This window comes from Kitasatospora sp. NPDC127121, assembly GCF_042677305.1.
Taxonomy (GTDB): domain Bacteria; phylum Actinomycetota; class Actinomycetes; order Streptomycetales; family Streptomycetaceae; genus Kitasatospora.
The window spans coordinates 1-21,007 of sequence record NZ_JBHXTQ010000112.1 but is presented as its reverse complement, the minus strand read 5'-3'; the positions used below and the strand labels follow the sequence as shown (position 1 = coordinate 21,007).

The 21,007-nt window shown below is 72.4% G+C and carries 19 protein-coding genes; 8 read left to right on the top strand and 11 right to left on the bottom strand.

Features of this window, described 5'->3' with window-relative positions; translation table 11 throughout:
- Positions 1-27 precede the first annotated feature (27 nt).
- Positions 28-531: a MarR family winged helix-turn-helix transcriptional regulator gene (locus tag ACFVHI_RS34500; RefSeq protein WP_063352401.1), complete on the bottom strand. Its 504-nt coding sequence runs from the start codon at positions 529-531 to the stop codon at positions 28-30.
- Between the two features lie 85 nt (positions 532-616).
- Here ACFVHI_RS34500 and ACFVHI_RS34495 point away from each other — a divergent pair, with 85 nt between their 5' ends.
- The 7 genes from ACFVHI_RS34495 to ACFVHI_RS34465 all read left to right on the top strand — a co-directional run bounded on the left by ACFVHI_RS34495 (position 617) and on the right by ACFVHI_RS34465 (position 9,265).
- Positions 617-1,123, top strand: a complete 507-nt coding sequence (locus ACFVHI_RS34495; RefSeq protein ID WP_063352400.1) for a cupin domain-containing protein — start codon at positions 617-619, stop codon at positions 1,121-1,123.
- 44 nt (positions 1,124-1,167) lie between these two features.
- Positions 1,168-1,587 carry a RidA family protein gene (locus tag ACFVHI_RS34490; RefSeq protein ID WP_063352399.1) on the top strand — a complete coding sequence of 140 codons (420 nt, stop codon included), beginning with the start codon at positions 1,168-1,170 and terminating at the stop codon, positions 1,585-1,587.
- A gap of 390 nt (positions 1,588-1,977) precedes the next feature.
- Complete coding sequence (locus ACFVHI_RS34485; RefSeq protein WP_380345840.1) at positions 1,978-2,925, top strand: DUF4184 family protein; 948 nt, start codon at positions 1,978-1,980, stop codon at positions 2,923-2,925.
- 9 nt (positions 2,926-2,934) lie between these two features.
- The gene (locus tag ACFVHI_RS34480) at positions 2,935-6,126 is read left to right on the top strand and encodes a BTAD domain-containing putative transcriptional regulator (RefSeq protein WP_380345838.1); all 3,192 of its coding nucleotides are present in this window, start codon (positions 2,935-2,937) and stop codon (positions 6,124-6,126) included.
- A 365-nt stretch (positions 6,127-6,491) separates the two neighbouring features.
- Positions 6,492-7,655 (top strand): alpha-hydroxy-acid oxidizing protein, encoded by a 1,164-nt coding sequence (locus ACFVHI_RS34475; RefSeq protein WP_380345836.1) that lies wholly within the window; start codon positions 6,492-6,494, stop codon positions 7,653-7,655.
- Positions 7,656-8,018: 363 nt separating this feature from the next.
- Positions 8,019-8,921: a 2OG-Fe dioxygenase family protein gene (locus ACFVHI_RS34470; RefSeq protein WP_380345834.1), complete on the top strand. Its 903-nt coding sequence runs from the start codon at positions 8,019-8,021 to the stop codon at positions 8,919-8,921.
- Positions 8,921-9,265, top strand: coding sequence for a tRNA-binding protein (locus ACFVHI_RS34465; protein WP_063352396.1), 345 nt, complete (start codon positions 8,921-8,923; stop codon positions 9,263-9,265). Before ACFVHI_RS34470 ends, ACFVHI_RS34465 begins: the two co-directional genes overlap by 1 nt.
- 103 nt (positions 9,266-9,368) lie before the next feature.
- Here ACFVHI_RS34465 and ACFVHI_RS34460 read toward each other — a convergent pair whose 3' ends face one another.
- From ACFVHI_RS34460 to ACFVHI_RS34445, 4 genes are all read right to left on the bottom strand, one after another.
- Positions 9,369-10,343 carry a hypothetical protein gene (locus ACFVHI_RS34460; RefSeq protein ID WP_380345833.1) on the bottom strand — a complete coding sequence of 325 codons (975 nt, stop codon included), beginning with the start codon at positions 10,341-10,343 and terminating at the stop codon, positions 9,369-9,371.
- Positions 10,325-11,620, bottom strand: a complete 1,296-nt coding sequence (locus tag ACFVHI_RS34455; protein WP_380345831.1) for a hypothetical protein — start codon at positions 11,618-11,620, stop codon at positions 10,325-10,327. The genes ACFVHI_RS34460 and ACFVHI_RS34455 overlap by 19 nt, the downstream gene beginning before the upstream one ends.
- A 61-nt stretch (positions 11,621-11,681) precedes the next feature.
- On the bottom strand, positions 11,682-12,017 hold the full coding sequence (locus tag ACFVHI_RS34450; RefSeq protein WP_244293820.1) for a chaplin family protein: 336 nt from the start codon (positions 12,015-12,017) through the stop codon (positions 11,682-11,684).
- Positions 12,018-12,266: 249 nt separating this feature from the next.
- A complete protein-coding gene (locus ACFVHI_RS34445; protein WP_380345829.1) occupies positions 12,267-13,466 on the bottom strand; it encodes an agmatine/peptidylarginine deiminase in 1,200 nt (399 codons plus the stop codon).
- A gap of 144 nt (positions 13,467-13,610) precedes the next feature.
- Here ACFVHI_RS34445 and ACFVHI_RS34440 point away from each other — a divergent pair, with 144 nt between their 5' ends.
- A complete protein-coding gene (locus tag ACFVHI_RS34440) occupies positions 13,611-14,255 on the top strand; it encodes a TetR/AcrR family transcriptional regulator (protein ID WP_079136533.1) in 645 nt (214 codons plus the stop codon).
- Between the two features lie 119 nt (positions 14,256-14,374).
- On the opposite strand, the gene ACFVHI_RS34435 is transcribed toward ACFVHI_RS34440, so the two are convergent.
- The 6 genes from ACFVHI_RS34435 to ACFVHI_RS34410 form a co-directional block, all read right to left on the bottom strand.
- On the bottom strand, positions 14,375-15,172 hold the full coding sequence (locus ACFVHI_RS34435) for an ABC transporter ATP-binding protein (RefSeq protein WP_380345827.1): 798 nt from the start codon (positions 15,170-15,172) through the stop codon (positions 14,375-14,377).
- 94 nt (positions 15,173-15,266) lie between these two features.
- A complete protein-coding gene (locus ACFVHI_RS34430; protein ID WP_380345825.1) occupies positions 15,267-16,241 on the bottom strand; it encodes an ABC transporter ATP-binding protein in 975 nt (324 codons plus the stop codon).
- The gene (locus ACFVHI_RS34425) at positions 16,238-17,092 is read right to left on the bottom strand and encodes an ABC transporter permease (RefSeq protein ID WP_063352389.1); all 855 of its coding nucleotides are present in this window, start codon (positions 17,090-17,092) and stop codon (positions 16,238-16,240) included. The genes ACFVHI_RS34430 and ACFVHI_RS34425 overlap by 4 nt, the downstream gene beginning before the upstream one ends.
- Positions 17,089-18,048: an ABC transporter permease gene (locus tag ACFVHI_RS34420; protein ID WP_079136532.1), complete on the bottom strand. Its 960-nt coding sequence runs from the start codon at positions 18,046-18,048 to the stop codon at positions 17,089-17,091. The genes ACFVHI_RS34425 and ACFVHI_RS34420 overlap by 4 nt, the downstream gene beginning before the upstream one ends.
- Before the next feature lie 73 nt (positions 18,049-18,121).
- On the bottom strand, positions 18,122-19,780 hold the full coding sequence (locus tag ACFVHI_RS34415; RefSeq protein ID WP_380345822.1) for an ABC transporter substrate-binding protein: 1,659 nt from the start codon (positions 19,778-19,780) through the stop codon (positions 18,122-18,124).
- Between the two features lie 120 nt (positions 19,781-19,900).
- Complete coding sequence (locus ACFVHI_RS34410) at positions 19,901-20,899, bottom strand: agmatine/peptidylarginine deiminase (RefSeq protein WP_244293819.1); 999 nt, start codon at positions 20,897-20,899, stop codon at positions 19,901-19,903.
- Positions 20,900-21,007 lie beyond the last annotated feature (108 nt).

Sequence of the window (21,007 nt, the reverse complement as noted above, 5' to 3'; positions counted from 1 at the left end):
GTCGGGCGGGGGCGTCGGGCGGGGCCGTCAGGGCGCCGGGCTCTGCGCGCCCTCGACGTCGGTGAGCAGTTTGCGCAGGAGCCCGTCCAGGGTGGCCCGTTCCTCGCCCGAGAGGGCGGAGAGCAGCGCGGTCTCGTTGGCCGCGTGGTCGGTGAAGGCGGCGTCCACGAGGGCGCGTCCGGCCGGGGTGAGGGCGATGCGGACGCTGCGGCGGTCCGCCGGGTCGGTGCGGCGTTCCACCAGGCCCGCCGATTCCAGCCGGTCGATCCGGCTGGTCATGCCGGCCCGCGACATCAGCAGCAGCGTGGCGAGTTCGGAGGGCATCAGTTCGTACGGCGCGCCGGAGCGGCGCAGGGTGGCGAGAACGTCGAACTCGCCGCGCTGGAGGCCGTGTTGCTTGAACACCTCTTCGACGACCCGGCCCGCGAGCAGCGCGAGGCGGCCGAGGCGGCCGACGGTGCCGACCGCTGCCAGGTCGAGGTCCGGGCGCTCCCGGCTCCACTGGTCGAGCATGACGTCCACGTGATCCATAGGGGCATGTTATTCGATGGGAGATAGTTAGACGTAGTACTATCAGCCAGGGAACTATCGGAGCGCTCACTGTAGGGAGAGGCCAATGACGTTGATCGGACCGGAAGCCGTGGTGGTGCGGGGCGACGAAGCCGAGACCGTCGGAATGCTCGGCGGCAAGGGGCGGCTGCTGGCGGACTCCAGCGCCACCGGCGGCGCCCTGAGCACCCTGCGCGTCACGCTGGGGCGCGGCAAGGACGGCGCCACTCCGCACTACCACGGGGGCTCCTCGGAGCTGTTTTTCGTCGTCGACGGCTCGGCCCAGGTGCTGGTCGGGAACGAGGTGGTCACCGCCCGGAGCGGCGACCTCGTGGTGGTGCCGCCCCATCTGCCGCATGCCTTCGCGGCGGCGCCGGACTCCGGGGCGGACCTGCTGATCGTGATCACCCCCGGGGTGGAGCGCTTCGACTACTTCCGCCTGCTGGAGCGGATCCGCGCGGGCGAGGCGACGGTCGAGGAACTGCTCGCCAAGCAGGACCTCTTCGACAACCACTTCCTGGAGTCGCCGAGTTGGCGCGACGCCCGGGAGGAAGCCGCCCGGTCCGAGCCGTAGACCGCCCGGCACCGAGCTCGGCCCGACACCAGGGAAGGAACCCCGTGACCGACACCCGCACCATCACCAACCCGCCCGGCCTGCACGACCCGACGCCGTTCGGCTACAGCCACGCCGCCTCCGCGCCCGGCGAACCGGTGTTCATCGGCGGCCAGTACGCCTCCGACGCCAGCGGTCAGGTCGTGCCCGGCGACTTCGCCGCCCAGGCGGAGCTCGCCCTCGCCAACCTGCGCACCGCGCTCGCCGGGGTCGGCCTCGGCTTCGAGCACGTGGTCCGGCTCGGCTCGTACATCGTCGACCACGACCCGGAGAAGCTGGCCGTCCTCGGCAAGGCCCTGGCCGGGGCCTGGGGCGACCGGCTGCCCGCGCAGACGCTCAGCGGGGTCGCCTCGCTCGCCCTGCCGGGGATGCTCTTCGAGATCGATGCGGTCGCCGTCCGGCCGACGGCGGGGGCAGCGGGCTGACCCACCCACGCGCAGGGGTCCCACCGGTCGGTGGGACCCCTCGCCGTACCGCCGCCGTTCGAGCCGGCGCGGACCGCTCACACAGCCCGGGGGTCGCCGCGCACAGCCGTCGTTCCACGGTGTCGGGGCCGCGGCTTGAGGAACAGCACCCGCAGGAAGGGCCCTCGTCGGTGGCGGCCGTGTCGAGGATCCGGAGCAGGGTCGGATGCCGAGCCAACCGCGGTAGCCCACGCGGGTTCGAGTGCGATCTCGTTCAGGAGTCTCGGAACCTGCGCGCTTCGGCCCGTACGGACAACAAGGGGTGGCGCGGCGCGTCCGCCAGAGGTCATTAGTCCGTTTGACGTAGCATTCCGTTCGACGGACTATTGGGGTCTGCGCGAGAGGATGCTCATGCCGTTCACCCTGGCCCACCCCGCGGCCGTACTGCCGTTGCTGCGGAGGCCCTTCAGCCGGGCCGCGCTGGTCGCCGGAGCCGTCGCACCGGACCTGCCCTACTTCGTCGTCACCACGGGACTGCCCGTCAGCGCGCAGTCCTGGTACGAACCCTTCGTCAACGCCACGACCTCGCACAGCGCCCCGGGCGCCGTCACCGTCGCCCTGCCGTACGCCCTCGCCCTGTGGGCGCTGCTCCGCGCAGGCCATCGCCCGCTGGCGTCCCTGCTGCCGGTGCCGGTGCCGACGCCCGTCACTTCGTCGCGGCGGCTGCGCACTGCCGGCGCGCTGGCGCGGCGAGCCGGGTGGATCGTGCTGTCCGCCCTGATCGGCATCGCCACGCACCTGGTCTGGGACGCCTTCACCCACTTCGACGGCTTCGTGGTCACCCGTACGCCCTGGCTCAACTCCACGCTGGTGGGCAGCCTCACCTGGGCGCGGGCGTTGCAGCACGCGAGCACGATCGGCGGGCTGGCCGCCATCGCGGTGTACGTGTGGCCGAGGCGGGCCCGCCTCCTCGCCGGTGAGGGCCGCACGAAGCCCGGCAGCGCGCTCCGGCGCCCCGTCCTCCTCGCCATGGCCCTGGTCACGGTCGTCGGAGCCGTCGCCCACGCCTGGCGGTGGCTCGCCGGCCCGGAGGCGGCGACGGACGGGCTCCCGCTGGGCGCCGCGATCGAAGGGGTGCTGTCCGACGCGGCGAAGGGCGCGGGCGCCGGCCTGATCGGCAGCCTGGCCCTGTACGTCCTCATGTGGTGGAGTCGGCGCGCCCTCACGGCAACCCGCCTCCGCAGGGTCAGAGTTGACACAGTATGCCTGGGCCTGCAGGGAGAACCCGGGGCCGTTCACCGACAATCGGAACACCAGGCAGAGGCTGACGGCCGGTTCGGCACCCGGCCGACCGGATGAGGGGAACACGTGCGTCCAGATCATGATCAGGATTCGCTGAGCTTCGCGTTGCTCGGCACGCTGCGGGTCCGGCGCGCCGGCACGGACCTGCACCTCGGCGGCCCGCAGCAGCGGTCGGTGCTGGCCGCCCTGCTGCTGCGCCCGAACGCGGTCGTGACGGTCGACGAGCTGATCGCCGACCTCTGGGGAGACCAGCCGCCCGGTGCGCCCGACACCGCTTTGCGCACCTACGTGTGGCAGCTGCGGAATCTGCTGGAGCCCGTGCGCACGGCGCCCACGGTGCTGATCTCCCGAACGGGCGGCTACCGTCTGGCCGTCGAGCCGGACCGCGTGGATGTGTGGCAGGTCAAGCGCTTGCAGGAGCTGGCCGGGACATACGCCGCCGAGCGGCCGCAGGACGCCCGGAACGCACTGGGAGAAGCCCTGGCCCAGTGGCGCGGGGAGCCGCTCGCCGGCCTGCCTGGACCGCTCATGTGCCGCGAGCGGGAACGGCTTTCGAGGCTGCGCCTCACCCTCCTGGAGGAGCGCCTCGCCCTCGACGTGGCCCTCGACGTAGCCCCTGACGTAGCCCCTGACGTGGCTCTCGACGCGGCACTCGACGCTCCCTCCGGCTACCTGCCGGAGCTGGAGCAGCTGGCCGGTGACCACCCGCTCCACGAGCGCCTGCAGGAACTGCTCATCCGCGCGCTGCACCGGCAAGGCCGCACGTCCGAGGCGCGTGCTGTCTACGACGCGCTTCGATTACGGCTGGTGGAGCAGCTGGGGATCGAACCGGGGCCCGTGCTCACGGAGTTGTGTCACGATCTCGGTGTGGATGCCACCATTCGATCGAGGACCGGTGCACCCGGTCCGGACTTACGCCCAGACGTACCGTTACCGCCCGAGTCGGCCGACCGCGGGGCCGACAGCGCGGTCGGCCGAGACGCCGACTGTGGCGCCGACAGTGCGGCCGATCGCGAAAACCTGGACCAACTTCCGCCGGTGCTACCGAAGTTCATCGGACGTCAGGACCACGTCGCCCGGATCGGGCGAGCGCTGACCGGGCAAGCGCTGACCGGGCAAGCGCCGACCGGACGGACCAGCCCCGCACTGCGACTGGTGACCGTGACCGGGATGGCCGGGGTGGGGAAGACGACCCTCGCGGTGCGAGCCGCCCACACCGTGCGCCCGGACTTCCCGGACGGCCGGCTGTACGCGGACCTGCGCGGCGCCGACCTGGTGCCCGCGAACGCGTCCGACATCCTGGCGGACTTCCTGACAACACTGGGCGTGCGGGCGGCAGTTGTGCCCAAGGACCTCGAAAGCAGGGCGGCGCTGTTCCGGACCGCCAGCGCGGGACGACGGCTGCTCATCCTCCTGGACAACGCACGCGACGAGGCCCAGATCCAGCCGTTGCTGCCCGGCTCGTCGGACTGCGCGGTCATCGTCACCAGCCGCACGGTGCTCACCAGCGTGCCGTCGGTCCTGCACGTCGCGCTGGACGTGTTCAGCGAGCCCGAGGCGATCGGCCTGCTCGACTCGGTCATCGGCGCGGCACGCCGGTCCGAACAGGGCCCCCAGGCCAGGATGCTGGTCGATGCCTGCGGCCGGCTCCCGCTGGCCGTACGGATCGCCGCGGCCCGGCTCGCCGCCACCCCGGACCAGCCGATCGCCGAGCTCGTCCGGAGCCTGGCCGACGACCGCGAGGGCATCGACGCCCTCCGCACGGGCGACCTGGCGATCGAGCAGGTCTTCGAGCTCAGCTACCGGCTGCTCCCCCCACCCCTGGCCACGGCGTTCCGGATGCTCTCCTGGGCGGAGCCCGACCTCGGTCTGGCGTCGGCAGCCGCGGTCCTGGGCCTGGCGGAGTACCAGGCGGAGCGGCTCGCGGAGTCGCTGGTGGACCAGGCGCTGCTGGAGTCGATGGGCGCCGGGCGCTACCGCTACCACGACCTGGTGCGCGCCTTCGCCCGCCGGGCGTCGCTGCGGACCGGCGACCACGAACGGGCCGGCGCCCAGCAGCGGCTGCTGACCCATCTGCTCGGCTGCGCCCGCACGGCCTTCACCCTCGCCGTACCCGGCGACCCGGTCGCCGACGTCTTCGGCGAGCCGCTCCAGCAGCCGGCCGCCCGTCCTGGCCGCCCCCCGGCCGCCCCGGCTTCCTTGCGCGCTCAGGTCTTCCCGGTCTTCGCGGATCTGGCGGACGCCCGCCGGTGGGCCCGGACCGAGACACCCGGCGCCGTGGCGCTCGCGGCCGCCGTCGCGACGGACACCCTGCGCGTCATCGCCGACGGTCGGCCCTCGGCGATGACCGACCTGCGCGCGGCCGTCAACCTGTTGATCGCCCTCAGCCCGCTCGGCCTCGGCGCCGTGGGCGGCCGGGCGGAAGACGCCACGCGCACGCTGATCGCCGCCGCCGTCGCGGCCGGCGACCGTTGCGCGGAGGGCCGGTCGCGGTTCCTCCTCGGCACGGTCCTGCTGGCCCGGGCCCGGCTCGGCGAGGCCGGCGCACAGGCCCGGCAGGCCGCCGAAGCCTGCCGGGAGGCGGAGGACCCGGCCGTTCTCCGGCAAGCCCTCAACGACCTGGGCCTCATCGCCCAGGCCGAGGGCCGGCACGAGGAGGCGATCGCCGCCTTCGACGAGGCGGTGGTGCTCGCCCGGCAGCTCGGCCACCGGTCCGGCGAGGTGGCGAGCACCGCGAACGCGGCCCTGTCCCGTATCCGCACCGGTCACGCGGCCACGGCGGTGCAGACCTGTCAGCGGATCCTCGCCGAGCCCGGGGGGACCGCCGACGTCGCGATGACCGCGTACGTGCACTACGTCCTCGGCCTCGCCTACCAGGAGCTGGGCCGACTCGACGACGCCGCGGCGCAGTTGCGGTCCTGTATCTGCTGCGCGGGCGTCACCGGCGATCTCAACCGGGAGTCGGCCGCCCGAAGCCGCCTGGCCGACGTCCTGCGCCTGCTCGGACGGCTCGACGAGGCCGTGCAGCAGGCGGAGCGGGCACTGGACCTCGCAGAAGAAGGTGGGCGACAGCGCGAACGCGCCCTCGCCCACCTGGTGTTGGCCCACGCGATGACCGCCCGCAGCGACCACCACGCCGCCCGGCATCAGGAGGCGAAGGCGCGTCTACTGCTCAGCCGCCTCAGCGCCCCGGAGGCCGCCGACGTGACGTCGATGCTGGCCGCCCTGGCGACCGACCGGACTCCTCACCCCCGGTAGCGGATGACGAGACCGGTCCCGTTCCACGTGATGTGCCCCGAGAGGCAGTGCACGTCGGCCGACCCGCCGCAGGCCTGTGCCGACGGCTCGGTCGGCGAGCCCTGCCGCACGGGGGCCCCCGCGCCCACGGCAACAGCGCCCACCACCGGCGCCAGCACGGCCGTACCGGCAACAGCCGTACGGACAACAATCGTTCGAATCACGGATGACGCTCCCTACGTACCTATGGCAAGACGTCCGAACGCTCGCAGGGGCCGGTAGACATCAGATCAACGCAACCGTCACTCCCGTCACTTCCGTCACTCCCGCACACGCACACGCACACGGACACCACACCGCACCGCACCAACAGGAGGTTGGGAACCATGGCCCAGCAGTTCGGTGACTACCAGAACGAGATCTACTTCGACGGCCTGCGCGGGGTGCTGCCCGCCTTGCCGATGACGTACGCCGGGCTGGAGGCCGGGGCGCAGGCCGCCCTCCCCCCGTCGATCTGGTCGTACGTGGCCGGCGGCGCGGGGGACGAGCACACCCAGCGCGCCAACGTCCGGGCCTTCGAGCGGTGGGGCCTCTACCCCCGGATGATGGTCGGCGCCGCCCGTCGCGACCTGACCGTCGGCCTGTTCGGCCACACCCTGCCCTCGCCGCTGTTCCTGGCGCCGGTCGGTGTGATCGGCCTCTGCACCCAGGACGGCCACGGAGACCTCGCCGCGGCCAGGGCCGCCGCCCGTACCGGCGTGCCGATGGTGGCCTCCACCCTCACCGTCGACCCGCTGGAGCAGGTCGCGGCCGAGTTCGGTGACACGCCCGGCTTCTTCCAGCTCTACACCCCGACCGACCGCGACCTCGCCGCCAGCCTGGTGCACCGCGCGGAGGCGGCCGGCTTCCAGGGCATCGTGGTCACCCTGGACACCTGGATCACCGGCTGGCGCCCGCGCGACCTCGCGACGTCCAACTTCCCCCAGCTGCGCGGCCACTGCCTGGCGAACTACTTCACCGACCCGGTCTTCCGGGCCCGCCTGGCCAAGGCCCCCGAGGAGGATCCGGGTGCGGCGATCCTGGAGTGGGCCGGTATCTTCGGCAACCCGCTGACCTGGGACGACCTGCCGTGGCTGCGCTCGCTCACCGACCTGCCGATCATCCTCAAGGGCGTCTGTCACCCCGAGGACGTCCGCCGGGCCCGGGACGGCGGCGTCGACGGCCTCTACTGCTCCAACCACGGTGGCCGCCAGGCCAATGGAGGCCTGCCCGCCCTGGACGCGTTGCCCGCCGTGGTCGAGGCCGCCGACGGTCTGCCGGTGCTCTTCGACTCCGGGGTGCGCAGCGGCGCCGACGTGGTCAAGGCGCTCGCCCTCGGCGCCACCGCGGTCGGCGTCGGCCGCCCGTACGCGTACGGGCTGGCGCTCGGCGGCGAGGACGGCATCGTGCACGTGCTGCGCTCGCTGCTGGCGGAGGCCGACCTGCTCATGGCGGTCGACGGCTACCCGGCCCTGGCCGATCTGACCCGCGAGGCGCTGGTACGCCTCTGAGGCGGCCGGCGCCCGAAATTCACGACACGTATTCGGTGGCGATGCGGTCCGTACTTCCCCGAACTACTTGAACCCGGTCGGAGTGAAAGCGGTCCTGGCCGGATCCCTGCGGTCGGCCTTGACCATCAGGAAGTCATATGGATGACTGACCGTCACTTGACTGTGATCTACGGGTTCGTGGAACAGTCAAGACCTTGAATCAGCCATGTCGCGCACGTAGATCAATCGTTGACTGATCATTGATCAGCGGCCCATAGGTTTTTCTCGTCGGAGGCGATCGGTTCCACCCCGGACGGACGTCGCCGATGACACGAGAGGTCCCGCGGGGAGTCGTCCCCTGAACCGAAACGGAGTATCCATCTTATGAACACCAGCGACTTCGACCAGGTCATAGCCGAGTTCACCCGGATCAAGAAGGAGTACGTCGAGCAGCGTTCGGCCTTCATCCCCGGAGAGCGCATGGCCGGCTTGCTGAAGGGGCTCGGCGCCACCGACGCCGACCTGGCCCAGCTCCAGCGGGTGAGTGACGACCTGCCGGACGATCCGACCCTCCCCTTCCGTCAGTCGAAGAACGGCCGCTTCCACTTCGACGTGAAGAACGGGACGGTCGACCGGGGCGAGTTCCAGCCGTTCGCGCTGTCGGCCGACGAGGACTTCGTACGGCATGACTCCGGAAAGAAGCGTGAGTTCGCGGAGGTCGGTGACGACCTCCAGCTGAACCGGGCCTTCCAGGGGCTGCTCCTGTTCAAGGCGTTCATGGTCCAGGACGTGGAGATCGCGCACCGCCCGAAGCTGGACTACGACTACCCCGGCTGGGTGTGCACCCTGTTCAACCTGCGGACCGTCACCACGCCCGAACTCGTCGGCGAGCCCGCCCTCGAAGGGGTGCACAGCGACGGCGTGGACCACACCATGACCACCCTGCTCGGCAGTGAGAACATGACCGCCGACAGCGCGATCACCTTCCTCCACGACATGCAGCAGATCAACGCCGTCCGCTGGGACGAGGTCGAACCGGAGCTCGTCGTGGGCCAGTACCAGCACCGCCACTTCCTCGACACCATGCTCGTCGTCGACCACGAGCGGAAGCACAGCCTCTCCCCGGTGGTCGCCGCCGACCCGCAGCAGACCTCCACCAGGGACATGCTCATCTTCTTCACGCGGAAGCCTGCCATGGAGGGTCACATCTCCCACACGCACGACTCCCTCGCCTGCCATTCCGGCCTGCCGATGTCGGTCGAACTGCTTCCCTCGGTGGCGGTCTGATGGCGGCGGACGAGATCACGATCACCGACTTCCTGAACGTCGACATCCGTGCGGGCCGGATCGTCCGCGCCGAGGCGTTCCCGCGCGCCCGCCGACCCGCGTACAAGCTGTGGATCGACTTCGGCGATCTGGGCGTTCGGAAGTCCAGCGCCCAGATCACCGATCTGTACGCGCTCGATGACCTCGAAGGCCGCCTGGTGATGGCCGTGGTGAACCTCCCGCCCCGGCAGGTCGCGGACTTCATGTCCGAGGTCCTCGTCCTCGGGGTGCCGGGCGAGGGCGGCGGCGACGTGGTCCTGATCGCCCCGGACCGGGAGGTCAAGCCGGGAGCCCGGCTGCTCTGACCCGAACCGGCAGGCGACCGGCCGGACTTCACTCTGTGGGGGCCCGGGGGTGAATTCCCCCGGGCCGCCCTCCCCCTGATGGCTGCGGCCGGGGCGGCGTCGGCTACGAAGGGCTGGTCGAGCGGATGCTCCTCGGCGCTTCCGCGCCGTGCGGCTGCGGGGGAGTGAGGAGGTCGCCGTGGTGCTGGTGGAGGAGGCGTTCGTGGTCGGGGCTGAAGTGCTCGCGCCAGCCGCCGACGGGGAGTTCGCCGTTCCGTGGCCCGGGCAGGGTGGCGAGGGCCGCGGCCGGGTCCGGGTGGCCGGTGGCGGCGAGGAGACGGTACAGGGCCCGGTCGCGGGCTTCGGCGGGGCCGGCAAGGTCTTCGTGGGTGAGTACGCAGACGGCCGGGTGGCGCAGCAGCCACTGGCAGCGGCGGGCTTCGCGCATGCCGGGGAAGCCGGGGTCGGTCAGGGCGAGGGTGATCCTGGCGTCCATGGTGGGCAGGGCGCTGACGATGTCGCGGTAGACGAGGTGTTCGGGCATGGAGCCGACGTGGCCGCAGGGTTGGGAGAGCAGGCGGATCTGCTCGACGATGCGGTCACGGACGTCGCGGTGGTGGTAGACGATCGGCGGCCGTGCGGTGGCGTGCCAGGCGCGTAGGAAGCCGGCGTCGGCACGCTCCAGGTCCAGGCTGTTGACGTACCAGCAGCCGCGGCCCGGCAGCAGCCGGGGCAGGTCGGCGTCGGGGACGCGGGCCAGGCGGCCTTCGAGGCCGGCGTCGACGGGTGAGGCGGCGGTGACCGGCTGGCCCAGCCGTGTCCACCACACCCGCCACAGGGCGTTCACCGCCTTCTGGAAGGCGGTTTCGAGCTCTTCCAGGTGATCGCGCTGCCCGCTCAGCAGGCGTCCGGCCTCGTCCTGTCCGTAGGCGGCCCGGAGCAGCGGGGAGACCTCGCCGGGGCCGGGCCGATCGTCGCCGTCGTCCTGGAAGTCGTTCATCGTGCCGTAGGGGGTGTAGCCGAGCGCGGAGGTGATGCGGGCGAGCAGGGGTGTGCCGCTGCCGCGCAGCGAGACGACGATCAGCTGGGGCACGGCCATGGGAGGGCTCCCGGAGACGAGGGGGCGGCGGAGGAGTCGGTGGGCGGGGTGAGGAGGAGGTCCTCGTAGGTGTGGTGGCGGCGGGTCGTGACGCGCTCGTGCAGCAGGTGGGCCGCGCGGGCGTGCTCGCCGGTGTCGATCAGGGCGCGGGCCAGCGTGTCCTGGACGATCTCGCGTTCCACCCGTACGCCGCCGAGCCGCTCGACCTGCCCGCCCAGGCCGGTCAGTCCGCCCAGTCCGCCCAGTCCGGTCAGGAGGTCGACGGCGGCCTGCGGGCGCCCTGCGGTCACGTGCGCGAGGGCCCGGACCACCGGGGCGAGGACTTCGCTGTAGTCGGGGCGCTGGTCGGCGGCGGCCTGGCGGGCCAGGCTCTCCAGGTCGTCGGTGGCGGACTCGACGGCCAGCGCCAGGGCCAGGTTGAAGGTGTGGAAGACCTCCGCCATGCCGCCCGGACCGGCCAGCAGGCCGCGTACGTGGTCGAGGTCGCAGCGGCCGGCCGGCTCCTGCCCGGCGAGCAGCAGACGCCAGTTCGTCGCCGACCGCATCCCCACGTCCGCGCGGCCCAGGACTTCGTCGGCCCGTCGGCGCGTGTCCGCGAAGTCCCCGCAGGCCAACGACTGCAGGGCGGCATGCCAGTTCAGGTGCTTGAACTGCACCGCCTGCGGGTCGACGGCCAGCCACCGGTCGAGGAAGGCGGTGGAGACGGGGCCGGCTCCCAGTTCCTGCTCGGCGTGCGCGCGGGCGTGCGCGGCGAGTCCGGCGCGCGGGTACCGGGCCAAGGTGTGTTCGGCCAGTTCGAGGGCCTCCTCGGCGCGGCCCTGCTCCGCCCGGGTCCACGCCAGCCGGCCCGCCCACGGCCAGCTGTCCGCACCGGCCAGGGCGTACTGCCGCTCGACCAGCACGTCACCGTGCGCGCGGTAGGCGGCCTCCCCGCAGGCGTGGAAGGCGTCCAGCAGCAACGAGGCCACCTCGTCCCCGGGCCACCGCGCGAAATGCGTCACCAGGTGGTCGGCCGTCAACCGGAACTGCCGGTGGGTGTACAGGAAGACCCCGTACACCAGGCTCGCCGACCGCGCACCGGCGGCCTGCGCGTCCCGGTACGCGACCACCAGTTCCTCCCGCAGCACCTCGTCGCTCAGGCCCCCGCCGGTCGCCAGCATCAGCAGCGCCCGCGCCACACCCAGCCGGGGGCACGCGCCGACCCACTCCCGCAGCAGCGGCACCGCGCGCCCGCTCAGCGCCGCCAACTCCCGTACGGCGGCGTCCTCCAGCGACACACCCGCCACCCCGGGACCGCCCACGACACCACCCGCCTCGCACACCGTCGGTCCGGCCGGATCAGTAGGCGGCCCTGAAGACGGCCGTGCAGACGAGCCCGCTGCTCCCGCACTGGTTGCGGGGCAGGCTCAGCGGCAGCCCGACCTGGTTGCCGGCCGCCGTCCCGCTGTCGGAGACGGTGCCCCCGGTGGCCTGGGTGCCGCCGTGGTTCACGCAGGAGTTGTCGAACACGGCGTTGCCCACGCCGACGATGCTGGCGTGGGCGGTGCCGACCGGGACCAGCGCGGCCCCCACGGCCGTACCCAGGACCGCCACCCGCTTGCCCACGGTGCGCGCACCGCTGCCCGCGCCGCCGCTGCCCGCGGCCGGGCGCCCCTCACCCGTCACCATGCTCATCGCACTCCTTCCTGGCACGGCGCCGCCCGGCGAGAGCCGGCGCCCGTGCAGACCACGCCCCGGGCAACCGCTCGGGACCGCAGCCTGGTCAACGACGGAACCACCTTCCGGATACGCACCGTCGGGCTCAGGCCGGCCCCGGCCCGTCCGTCAGCGGCTGGAGGCTCAAGGAGAGTTGAGGGGAGTTCGGCGCGCACGCCTGCGCGTGGCCGGTGGGCCGTGCCGGTGTGCGCGCCGCTCCGCCGGGTGTCAGACGGCGGGCTGTTGCTGGGTGACGCAGTGGATGCCGCCGCCGCCGGCGCCGAGGGAGTCGATGTTGAGCTGCTCGACGGTGCGTCCGGGGAAGAGCCGGGCCAGGGTCGCCCGGGCGGCGGCGTCGGCCGTGCTGTCACCGAACTGGGCGGAGATCACGGCGCCGTTGCACGCGTAGTAGTTGGCGTAGGAGGCGACGAAGTTCTGGTTGGTGGAGCGGATCTTGTAGTAGTCCGGGCCCTGGAGTTTGGTCACCGCGGTCGGACCGCCTGCGGCCGTCGTGGCGGCGGACAGGATCTGGTACTGCTCGCGCGCGTCGTTCGCCCACGCGTCGTTGTCGGTCGCCAGCGGCATCTGGACCAGCCCGGCGCCGGGTGCGAGGAAGCGCGAGGTGGCGTCGACGTGGTCGTCGGTGATGTCCTGGTTCCTGATGCCGGTGAACCAGATGACCTTGGACGCGCCGTAGGCCTGGCACATCGCGGCCTCGATCTGCGCCTGGCTCATCCCGGGGTTGCGGTTGTCGTTGACGATGCTGCTGCGGGTGGCCATCAGGGTGCCGGCGCCGTCCTGTTCGATGGCGCCGCCTTCGGCGATCAGATCGGCAGCCGTGAACGGCACCCCGACGTAGGCGGCGATGCGCTGGGCGACCAGCGCGTCGTTGGCGTGGGTCTGCCGGTTTCCCCAGCCGTTGAAGTTGAGGCCGACGGCGTCGAGGGCTCCCGGGCCGTTGGTGCGGAAGACCGGGCCGGTGTCGCGCATCCAGCAGTCGTCGACGGGGATGGTGGTGATCACGGTGACCGACGAGCCGCACAGGGAGCGGGCCTTGGCGGCGCTCGCGGGGTTGGCGCACATGATGACCGGCTCGTACTTGGCGATGGTCTTGGCGATCAGCGCGATGTTCGACTGGACGCCGCTGAGCTGGCTGCGCCAGATCGCGGTGCTGTCGGGCCAGGCCATCCAGGTCCGGGTGTGCCGCGTGCCGTCGATCGGGACGGCGAATGCACCCGACAGCGCGGTGCCCTCGCTGCGGGAGTCGCGGGAGCCGCGGGAGCTGTGGAGGCCGGCCGCGGCGGCGGTGGAGCCTGTCGCCGACGTCACGGCCAGGCCGGCTGCGGTGAGGCCGGCCGCGGTGAGGAACTGTCGTCTGCCCAGGCCGGGTCTGCCCAGGCCGGACCTGCTCGGGACGTGATCGTTCATCGGGTCCTCCGGTCAACTGCCCGTCTCGGCAACGGGATTGACTCGAAAGGTAGAACTAACCAAGCGCTCGGTCAATTATCTGCGCAGGATCGGACGAAGATTCCTGGAGCGAGGGCCTGGCCGGACACGTCCTAGAGTTGCGCCATGGCGACAGGCGAGAAGGAACAGGTTCAGGCGGCCCCCGTGGTACCGCAGGGGCGCACGCGCTCGTCGGCCAAGGGGGAGCAGACCCGGTCACGGCTCGTCTCCGCCGCCCGGACCCTGCTGGCCGGCGAGAGCGCCGGGCGCTTCACCACGCGCAACGTCGCCGCGCTGTCCGGCGTTTCGCACGGGATGTGCCACTACCACTTCCGCGACCGCACCGACCTGATCGTGGCGGTGATCGAGGACATCCGGCCGGAGTGGATCTCCCCGCTGGAGGAAGCGGTGGACGGCCCCGGCGACTTCGCCGAGCGGGCCGAGCGCGTGATCGGCCTGCTGACCCGGGGCGAGAGCCCGGACCTGTCGCATCTGCACGCGGCCCTGCACTGGCACGCCCTCAACGACGAACGCGTCCGGGGGAGTCTGGAGCAGGAGTACCTGCGCTGGCGGTCGTGCTTCGTCCGGCTCTTCCAGGTGCTCGCCGACGAGCGGGGCGGCGGCATCGACCCGCGACCCCTGGGCGAGGCGGTCGCGGCGGCGGTGGACGGCCTCGCGGCCATCCAGTCCCTCGACTCGAACGTGGACGCGGCGACGGTGCTGGGGACGCTGGTGCGCGCGCTCGCCGGAGCACCGTCCGGGACGGCGTAGGGCGTGTCTTCAAACTCCCGTCGTCCGCCCGCGGGCCGAACGACACCGGGGCCCCGTGGAGTCCGCCGACCCCGCGGGACCCCGGCAGTCCGGAGGGTCCGATAGTCCGGAAGGCCCGGCTACAGGGCCCGGCGGGCGTCCGCGATGGACCTCGGGTCCCAGCCCGGCCTGGGCACGGAGTCGAGCAGCAGCCGGGTGTAGGCGTGCCGGGGGCGGGCGAGGACCTCGGCGGTGGGGCCGGACTCGACGATCCGGCCGTGCCGCATCACGACCACCTCGTCCGTGACGCACCGCACGACGCCCAGGTCGTGGGTGATGAACAGGTAGCCGATGCCGGTCTGTTCGCGGATGTCGGTGAGCAGGTTGAGGATCTGCGCCTGCACCGAGACGTCGAGGGCGGCCACCGCCTCGTCGAGGACGAGGACGGCGGGCTCGACGGCCAGCGCGCGGGCGATGGCGACGCGCTGGCGCTGGCCGCCGGAGAGCTGGCGGGGCAGGGCCTCGGCCTCGCGCTCGCCGAGGCCGACCTGGTCGAGGAGTTCGGCGATCCGGCGGGGGTGGTCCGCGTCGGGGAAGTGCAGCCTGAGCGTTTCGCGCAGCGCGGCGCCGACACTGGTGCGGGGGTCGAGGGACAGGTACGGGTCCTGGAAGACCATCTGGACCTCGCGGGCGCGGGCCAGCCGGTGGGCCCGGCCGCGCCGGTGCTCGGTGCGGTCCCGGCCGTGCACCAGGACCCGTCCGGTGTCCGCCCGTTCGAGCCCGACGACGATCCGGGCGGTGGTGGTCTTGCCCGACCCGGACTCGCCGACGATGCCCAGCGATCCGCCTTCGGCCAGGGTGAAGGAGACGTTGTCGACCGCCTGGACGCTCCCGTAGGCGCGGTGCAGGCCGACGGCCTCCAGGACGGTCTTCGGCATCGCTGGTTCTCCTCCGGGGCTGGTCGTGACGGGGCTGGTCGTGGCGGGGCTCGTCGTGGCGGGGTCGGGCGTGCTGGGGCTGTCGGCAGTGCTCCTAGGCATCGGCGGTCACCTCCGCGACGCGGTCGCCGTGGTGGCAGGCGGCCCGCCGGGCCGGCTCGTCGGCGAGCGGCAGCAGGGTGGGCGCCCGCTCGGTGCACACCTCGGTCGCGAGCGGGCAGCGGGCGGCGAAGGGGCAGCCCGTCAGGTCCTCGCGCAGGCTCGGTGGCCTGCCGCCGATGGCGGCCAGCCTGCCCCGGGGGGAGTCCAGGCGGGGGGTGGAGGCGAGCAGCGCGGCCGTGTACGGGTGGCGCGGCCGCTCGAACAGGGCCTCGGCCGGCCCGGTTTCGGCGATCCGCCCCGCGTACATGACGTAGACGCGGTCGCTGATGGCGGCGGCGAGTCCGAGGTCGTGGGTGACGAAGACCAGTGCGGTGCCGAAGCGTTCGCGCAGGTCGCCGAGGAGGGCGACGACCTCGGCCTGGGTGGTGACGTCCAGCGCGGTGGTGGCCTCGTCGGCGAGGATCAGGGCGGGGTCGCCCATCAGCGCCCCCGCGATCATGACGCGTTGCAGCATGCCGCCGGACAGCTGCCCCGGATATTTGCCGAGCGTGGTCCCCGGGAGCCCGACGGCGGCCAGCATCTCCGCGGCCCGTCCGGCGGCGGCGTCGGCCCCGCCGGGGCCCCGGCGGCTGGTCTCGGTGAGGAAGTCGCCGATGCGCCGGAGCGGGTTGATGGAGGCGCGCGGGTCCTGGAAGACCATGGCCGCGGTGTCGGTGCGCAGGCGGCGCAGCTGTTCCGGGCTCATGGTGAGGACGTCGTCGCCGTTGACCCGCACGATGCCCTCGGTGGTGGCGCCGCGCGGCAGCAGCCCGAGGACGCTGCGGGAGGTGAGGCTCTTGCCGGAGCCGGATTCGCCGACGAGGGCGACGGTCTCGCGGGCGTCGACGGTGAGGTCGACGCCGTCGAGGACGGGCCGGGCGGTGCCGGGCAGGCGCAGCCGCAGGCCCTGGATGTCGAGGACGTTCATCGGTCCCTCCTGGCGACCTGGTCGGCCCAGCGTTCGCCGACGACGTTGAAGGCGACGACGGTCAGCACGATGGCGACGCAGGGCAGGATCGCCGACAGGGGGTAGCCGTGCTGGATGGCGGTCTGGCCGTCGAAGACCATGCGGCCCCAGTCGGGGGTGAGCGCCGGGACGCCGAGTCCGAGGAAGGAGAGGCCGGCGAGGTCGATCAGGGCGTAGCCGAAGTTGATGGTGGACTGGGCGAGGACGACGGGGGCGATGCCGGGGATGATGTGGCGCAGGCAGATCTGGAGCCCGGAATGGCCCTGGACGCGATAGGCCTCGACGTAGGGGCGGGAGCGTTCGGCGAGGACGAGTGAGCGGCTGAGGCGGCTGACGTAGGGCAGGTAGGCGATGGCGAGGGCGATCACCGGGGCGATCAGCCCCTCTCCGTAGACCGCGACGATCAGGATCGCCAGCAGCATGCCGGGGAAGGCGAAGACCAGTTCGGTGGAGCGGGACAGGACGGAGTCGAGCCAGCCGCCCCGCCAGGCCGCGGTGACGCCGATGGCGACGCCGGCCAGGGTGGAGAAGGCGACCACCCCGAGCGGGCCGAGCAGCGAGGTGCGGGCGCCGAGCATCAGCCGGGACAGGGTGTCGCGGCCGGCGGCGTCGACGCCGAGCAGGTGGTCGCCGGAGGGGCCGGCGAGGGCGTTGCCCAGGTCGACGGCGTTCGGGTCGTACGGGGCGAGCCAGGAGGCGAGCACGGCGACCAGGACGACCACGGCGACGAGGCCGAGGCAGAGGTGGTACAGGGGTGCTCGGGCGGTGCGCAGGCGGGCGAGGCCGGGGCGGCGCAGGACGGTGGTGCTCATGCGGCGGACCTCTTCGGCGCGAGGGTGACCCTGGGGTCGACCAGCGGGTGCAGCAGGTCGACGACGAGGTTGACCGCCATGAACAGCCCCACCATGAGCAGGGAGATGGCCTGCACGGTGGGGAAGTCCTTGGTGGTGGTGGACAGTTCGAGGAGCTGGCCGATGCCGCCGACGCTGAACGCGGACTCGACCAGGACGGTGCACACCAGCAGGGTGGAGACGATCAGGCCTCCCGTGGTCAGGACGGTGCCCAGGGCGTTGCGGAACACGTGCCGGCGGATCACCTCGTGCTCGGCGACGCCCCGGCTGCGGGCCACGGTGACGTGCTCCTGGCCGAGGACCTCCTGCATCGCGGCGCGGGTGACCCGGGCGAGCATGCCGATCAGGTAGAGCGCCAGGGCGACGGCGGGCAGGGCCAGGTGCCAGAGCATCTGGCCGAGTCCGTCGCCGGTGCCGCCGGTCGGGAACCAGCCCAGCTTCACCGCGAACAGGCCCTGCAGCAGGACGGCCGCGACGAAGGACGGGGTGCCGACGGCCACGGTGGTGGCGACCAGGATGGTCGAGTCCACGGCGCCGCCGCGGACGGCCCCGATCCAGCCGAGGAGCACGCCGATGGCGACGACCAGGAGCAGGGCCATGGTGACGAGCAGGAGGGTGGCGGGCAGCCGGTCGGCCAGCAGCCGCGACACGTCGGTGCGGTAGGTGATGGAGCGGCCGAAGTCGCCGTGGACGATCTGGCCGAGCCAGCGCAGGTACTGCAGCAGGAACGGTTCGTCCAGGTGGTACTGGTCGTTGATCGCCTTGAGTGCCTCGGGGGAGGCGGAGCGGCCCGAGAGCAGGAAGCTGGCCGGGTTGCCCGGCGCCAGGTACATCGCGCCGAAGATCACGAAGGAGGCGCCGAGGAGGGTGGCCGCCATCTCGGCCAGCCGTCGTGCGGTGAAGCGCAGGAAACTCACGTGGAAGCCCTCACGTCCGGGGGCGGGGCGGCGGCCGGGAGGACCGGCCGCCGCACGGTGGATCCGGGAGACGTCACTGGGCCGAACCCACGTCGGCCGCCCACGGGTAGTACATGTAGGAGATGGTGGTCGGGGCACCGGTGATCCTCTTGTTGAGGAACACGGCGGTGGGCCACTCGGCGACCGGGATCCACAGCAGCTGGTCGGACGCGGTCCTCTGGAGCTGCGCTTCGAGGGTGAAGCGCTCCGCCGGGTCGGCGGCGGCGGTCGCCTTGTCGACCAGGTCGTCGTAGGCCTGGTCGCTGTAGCCGGCGAAGTTCTGGTAGGCGCCGGTCTTGAAGTTGGCCAGCAGGTCCAGCGGGTCGGTGATGGAGTCGTAGTACGTCTCCGGGAACATGTCGATGCCCTCGCGCGCCTTCGCGTCCGTGAACAGCGCGGTGAAGGCGTTGGGCGCGATCGTCTTGAGCTGGACGTCGAGACCGATCCTGGCGCCGGCCGACTGGACGGCGGTGGCCAGCAGCGAGACGTCCTGGCCGATGGAGCTGGTCGCGACCGTGACGGTCTTGCCGGTGGCTCCGGCCTCCTTGACCAGGGCCTTGGCCCGGTCGATGTCCGGGGCGGTCGGGGTGAGCCCCTCGAACGCCTCCTTCTTGACGTCCGGCGGCGCCGCGGCCCAGGCCGCGCGGGAGGTGAGGGAGCCGGTGGCGCTGCCGGCGCCGGCGAGTCCGGTGCGTACGAAGCCGGAGCGGTCGAGGGCCAGCGACAGCGCCTTGCGGACGCGGACGTCGCCGAGCACACCCTTCATGTTGGTGACGTTGACGTTGACCGTGCTGAGGCCCTCGCCGAAGTAGAGGGTGCCCACACCGCTCTTGCTCAGGCGGTCGTAGCTCTCGGTCGGGATCAGGTAGCCGCCGTCCGCCTCACCGCTGATCATGGCGTTGACGCGCGCCGAGGGGTCGGTCAGGAAGCGGAAGTCGACCTTCGCGGACTTGGCCTTGGTGCCCCAGTAGCCGTCGAAGCGCCGCAGCTGGATGGACTGGCCCTTGTTCCAGGAGCCGAGCTGGTAGGGGCCGGTGCAGTCCAGGCTGCCGGAGGTGCCGTAGTCCTTGCCGGCCGCCTCGATGCCGGCCTTGGAGGCGACGACGCCCGCGGCCGTGGCCATGTACTGGTTGAACTGCGAGTCGGGCTGCTTGAGTTTGACGGTGACCTGGAGCGGGCCGCTCTTGGTGACGGTGCTGACGTTCTGGAACTGCTGGGCCCAGGCCGCCGCGTTGTCGGGGTTCATCTGCCGGCCGAGGCTGTACACCACGTCGTCGGCGGTCATCACGCCGCCGTCGTGGAAGTGCACGTCGGGCCGCAGGTCGTAGACCCAGGTGGTGGGGTCGGGGCTGGTGGTCTTCGCCGCGAGCCCGGGAGCCAAGGTCAGCTGCGGGGTCCACCGCATCAGGCTCTCGCACACGTTGGACAGGATGGTGTTCTGCGGGTAGTCGAAAGCCGAGATGTAGTCGAGGGTCGGCGGCTCGGCGTAGACGGCCCAACTGAACGAGTCGAGCTGGCCCTTGGCGGCCGGGGTGTCGGCGGACAGCTTGTACGCCTGGTCGCCGTTGCCTCCGTCACCGGTCTTCGGCGGCCCGGCGCAGGCGGCGACCAGGGCGAAGGCTGCCAGGGCGGCGGCCGGCAGGGCGTAGCGGCGGTGCGGGGATCTGTGCTCCGGGCGCTGGCTTCGTGGCATCGAGGGTTCTTTCTTCCAGGCTCAACGGGGGTCCGGCGGGCGGGGGAGGGGGCGGCCCTGGCAGCGGGGGTTCGCTGCCCGGGCCGCGGCGACGGGTGGGTGGTTGTGCGTGCGGGCGGCTCAGGCGGTGGGCACCTGCTGGGTGATGCAGTGGACACCGCCGCCGCCGTAGGCGATCACCCGGGAGCGGACCCCGACGACCTTGCGGCCGGGCAGGGCGGCCGCGATGGCGGCGAGGGCCCCCTCGTCCTCCGGGACGTCGGCGACCGGGACGACGACGCCGCCGTTGGCGATGTAGAAGTTGAGGTAGCCGACCTCGACGTCGGTGCCGTTGACCTCGACGAAGGCGCTCTGCGGGACTTCGAGGATCTCCAGCCTGCGGCCCCGGGCGTCGGTGGCGGCCGCCAGGACGGCGTGGTTGGCGCGCATGCGCTCGTAGTCGGGGTGCTCGGGGTCGGCGGGCAGCTGGACGATCACCTTGCCGGGGGCGACGAACGCGCAGACGCCGTCCACGTGGCCGTCGGTCTCGGTGTCCAGCAGGCCGCCGTACGGCAGCCAGATGATCGTGCTGACGCCGAGCTTCGCGATCAGCTCGGCCTCGATCTCCTCCTTGCTCATCCCCGGGTTGCGGTTCGGGTTCAGCAGGCACTGCTCGGTGGTGATCAGCGTGCCCTCGCCGTCGACCGTGATCGCCCCGCCTTCGAGGATCATCCGGGAGTCGATGCGCTCGACGCCCAGGCGCTCCAGCAGCCGCCCGGCGATCAGGTCGTCGGTGTCGTACGGGTGGTGCTTGCCGCCCCAGGCGTTGAAGCGGAAGTCCACACCGGCCCGCCGGCCGTCCTCGCCGAGCACGAAGATCGGCCCGGAGTCGCGGAACCACGAGTCGTCGATGGGGAGTTCCACGACCTCGACGCCCTCCCCGCACAGCTCCTGCGCCTCGGCGCCCCGGTCCGGCAGCGCGACCATCGTGACCGGCTCGAACTCGGCGATCGCCCGGGCGACCTGGGCGTACTCCCGCTTGGCCTCCTCGAAGGTCTCCCCCCAGAGGTCCGACCTGGTCGGCCAGGCCATCAGGCACCCGTCGTGGGGGGTCCACTCGGCCGGCATCTGGAACGTCATGACGGATCCTTCTCTCTTGTTCTAATTTTCAGTCAGGATGGGGTCGAGAGTGGCCGACCGAGGTGGTCGGCGGGGGGGGGGGGGGGGGGGCGGCCCGCCGCCGCCCCG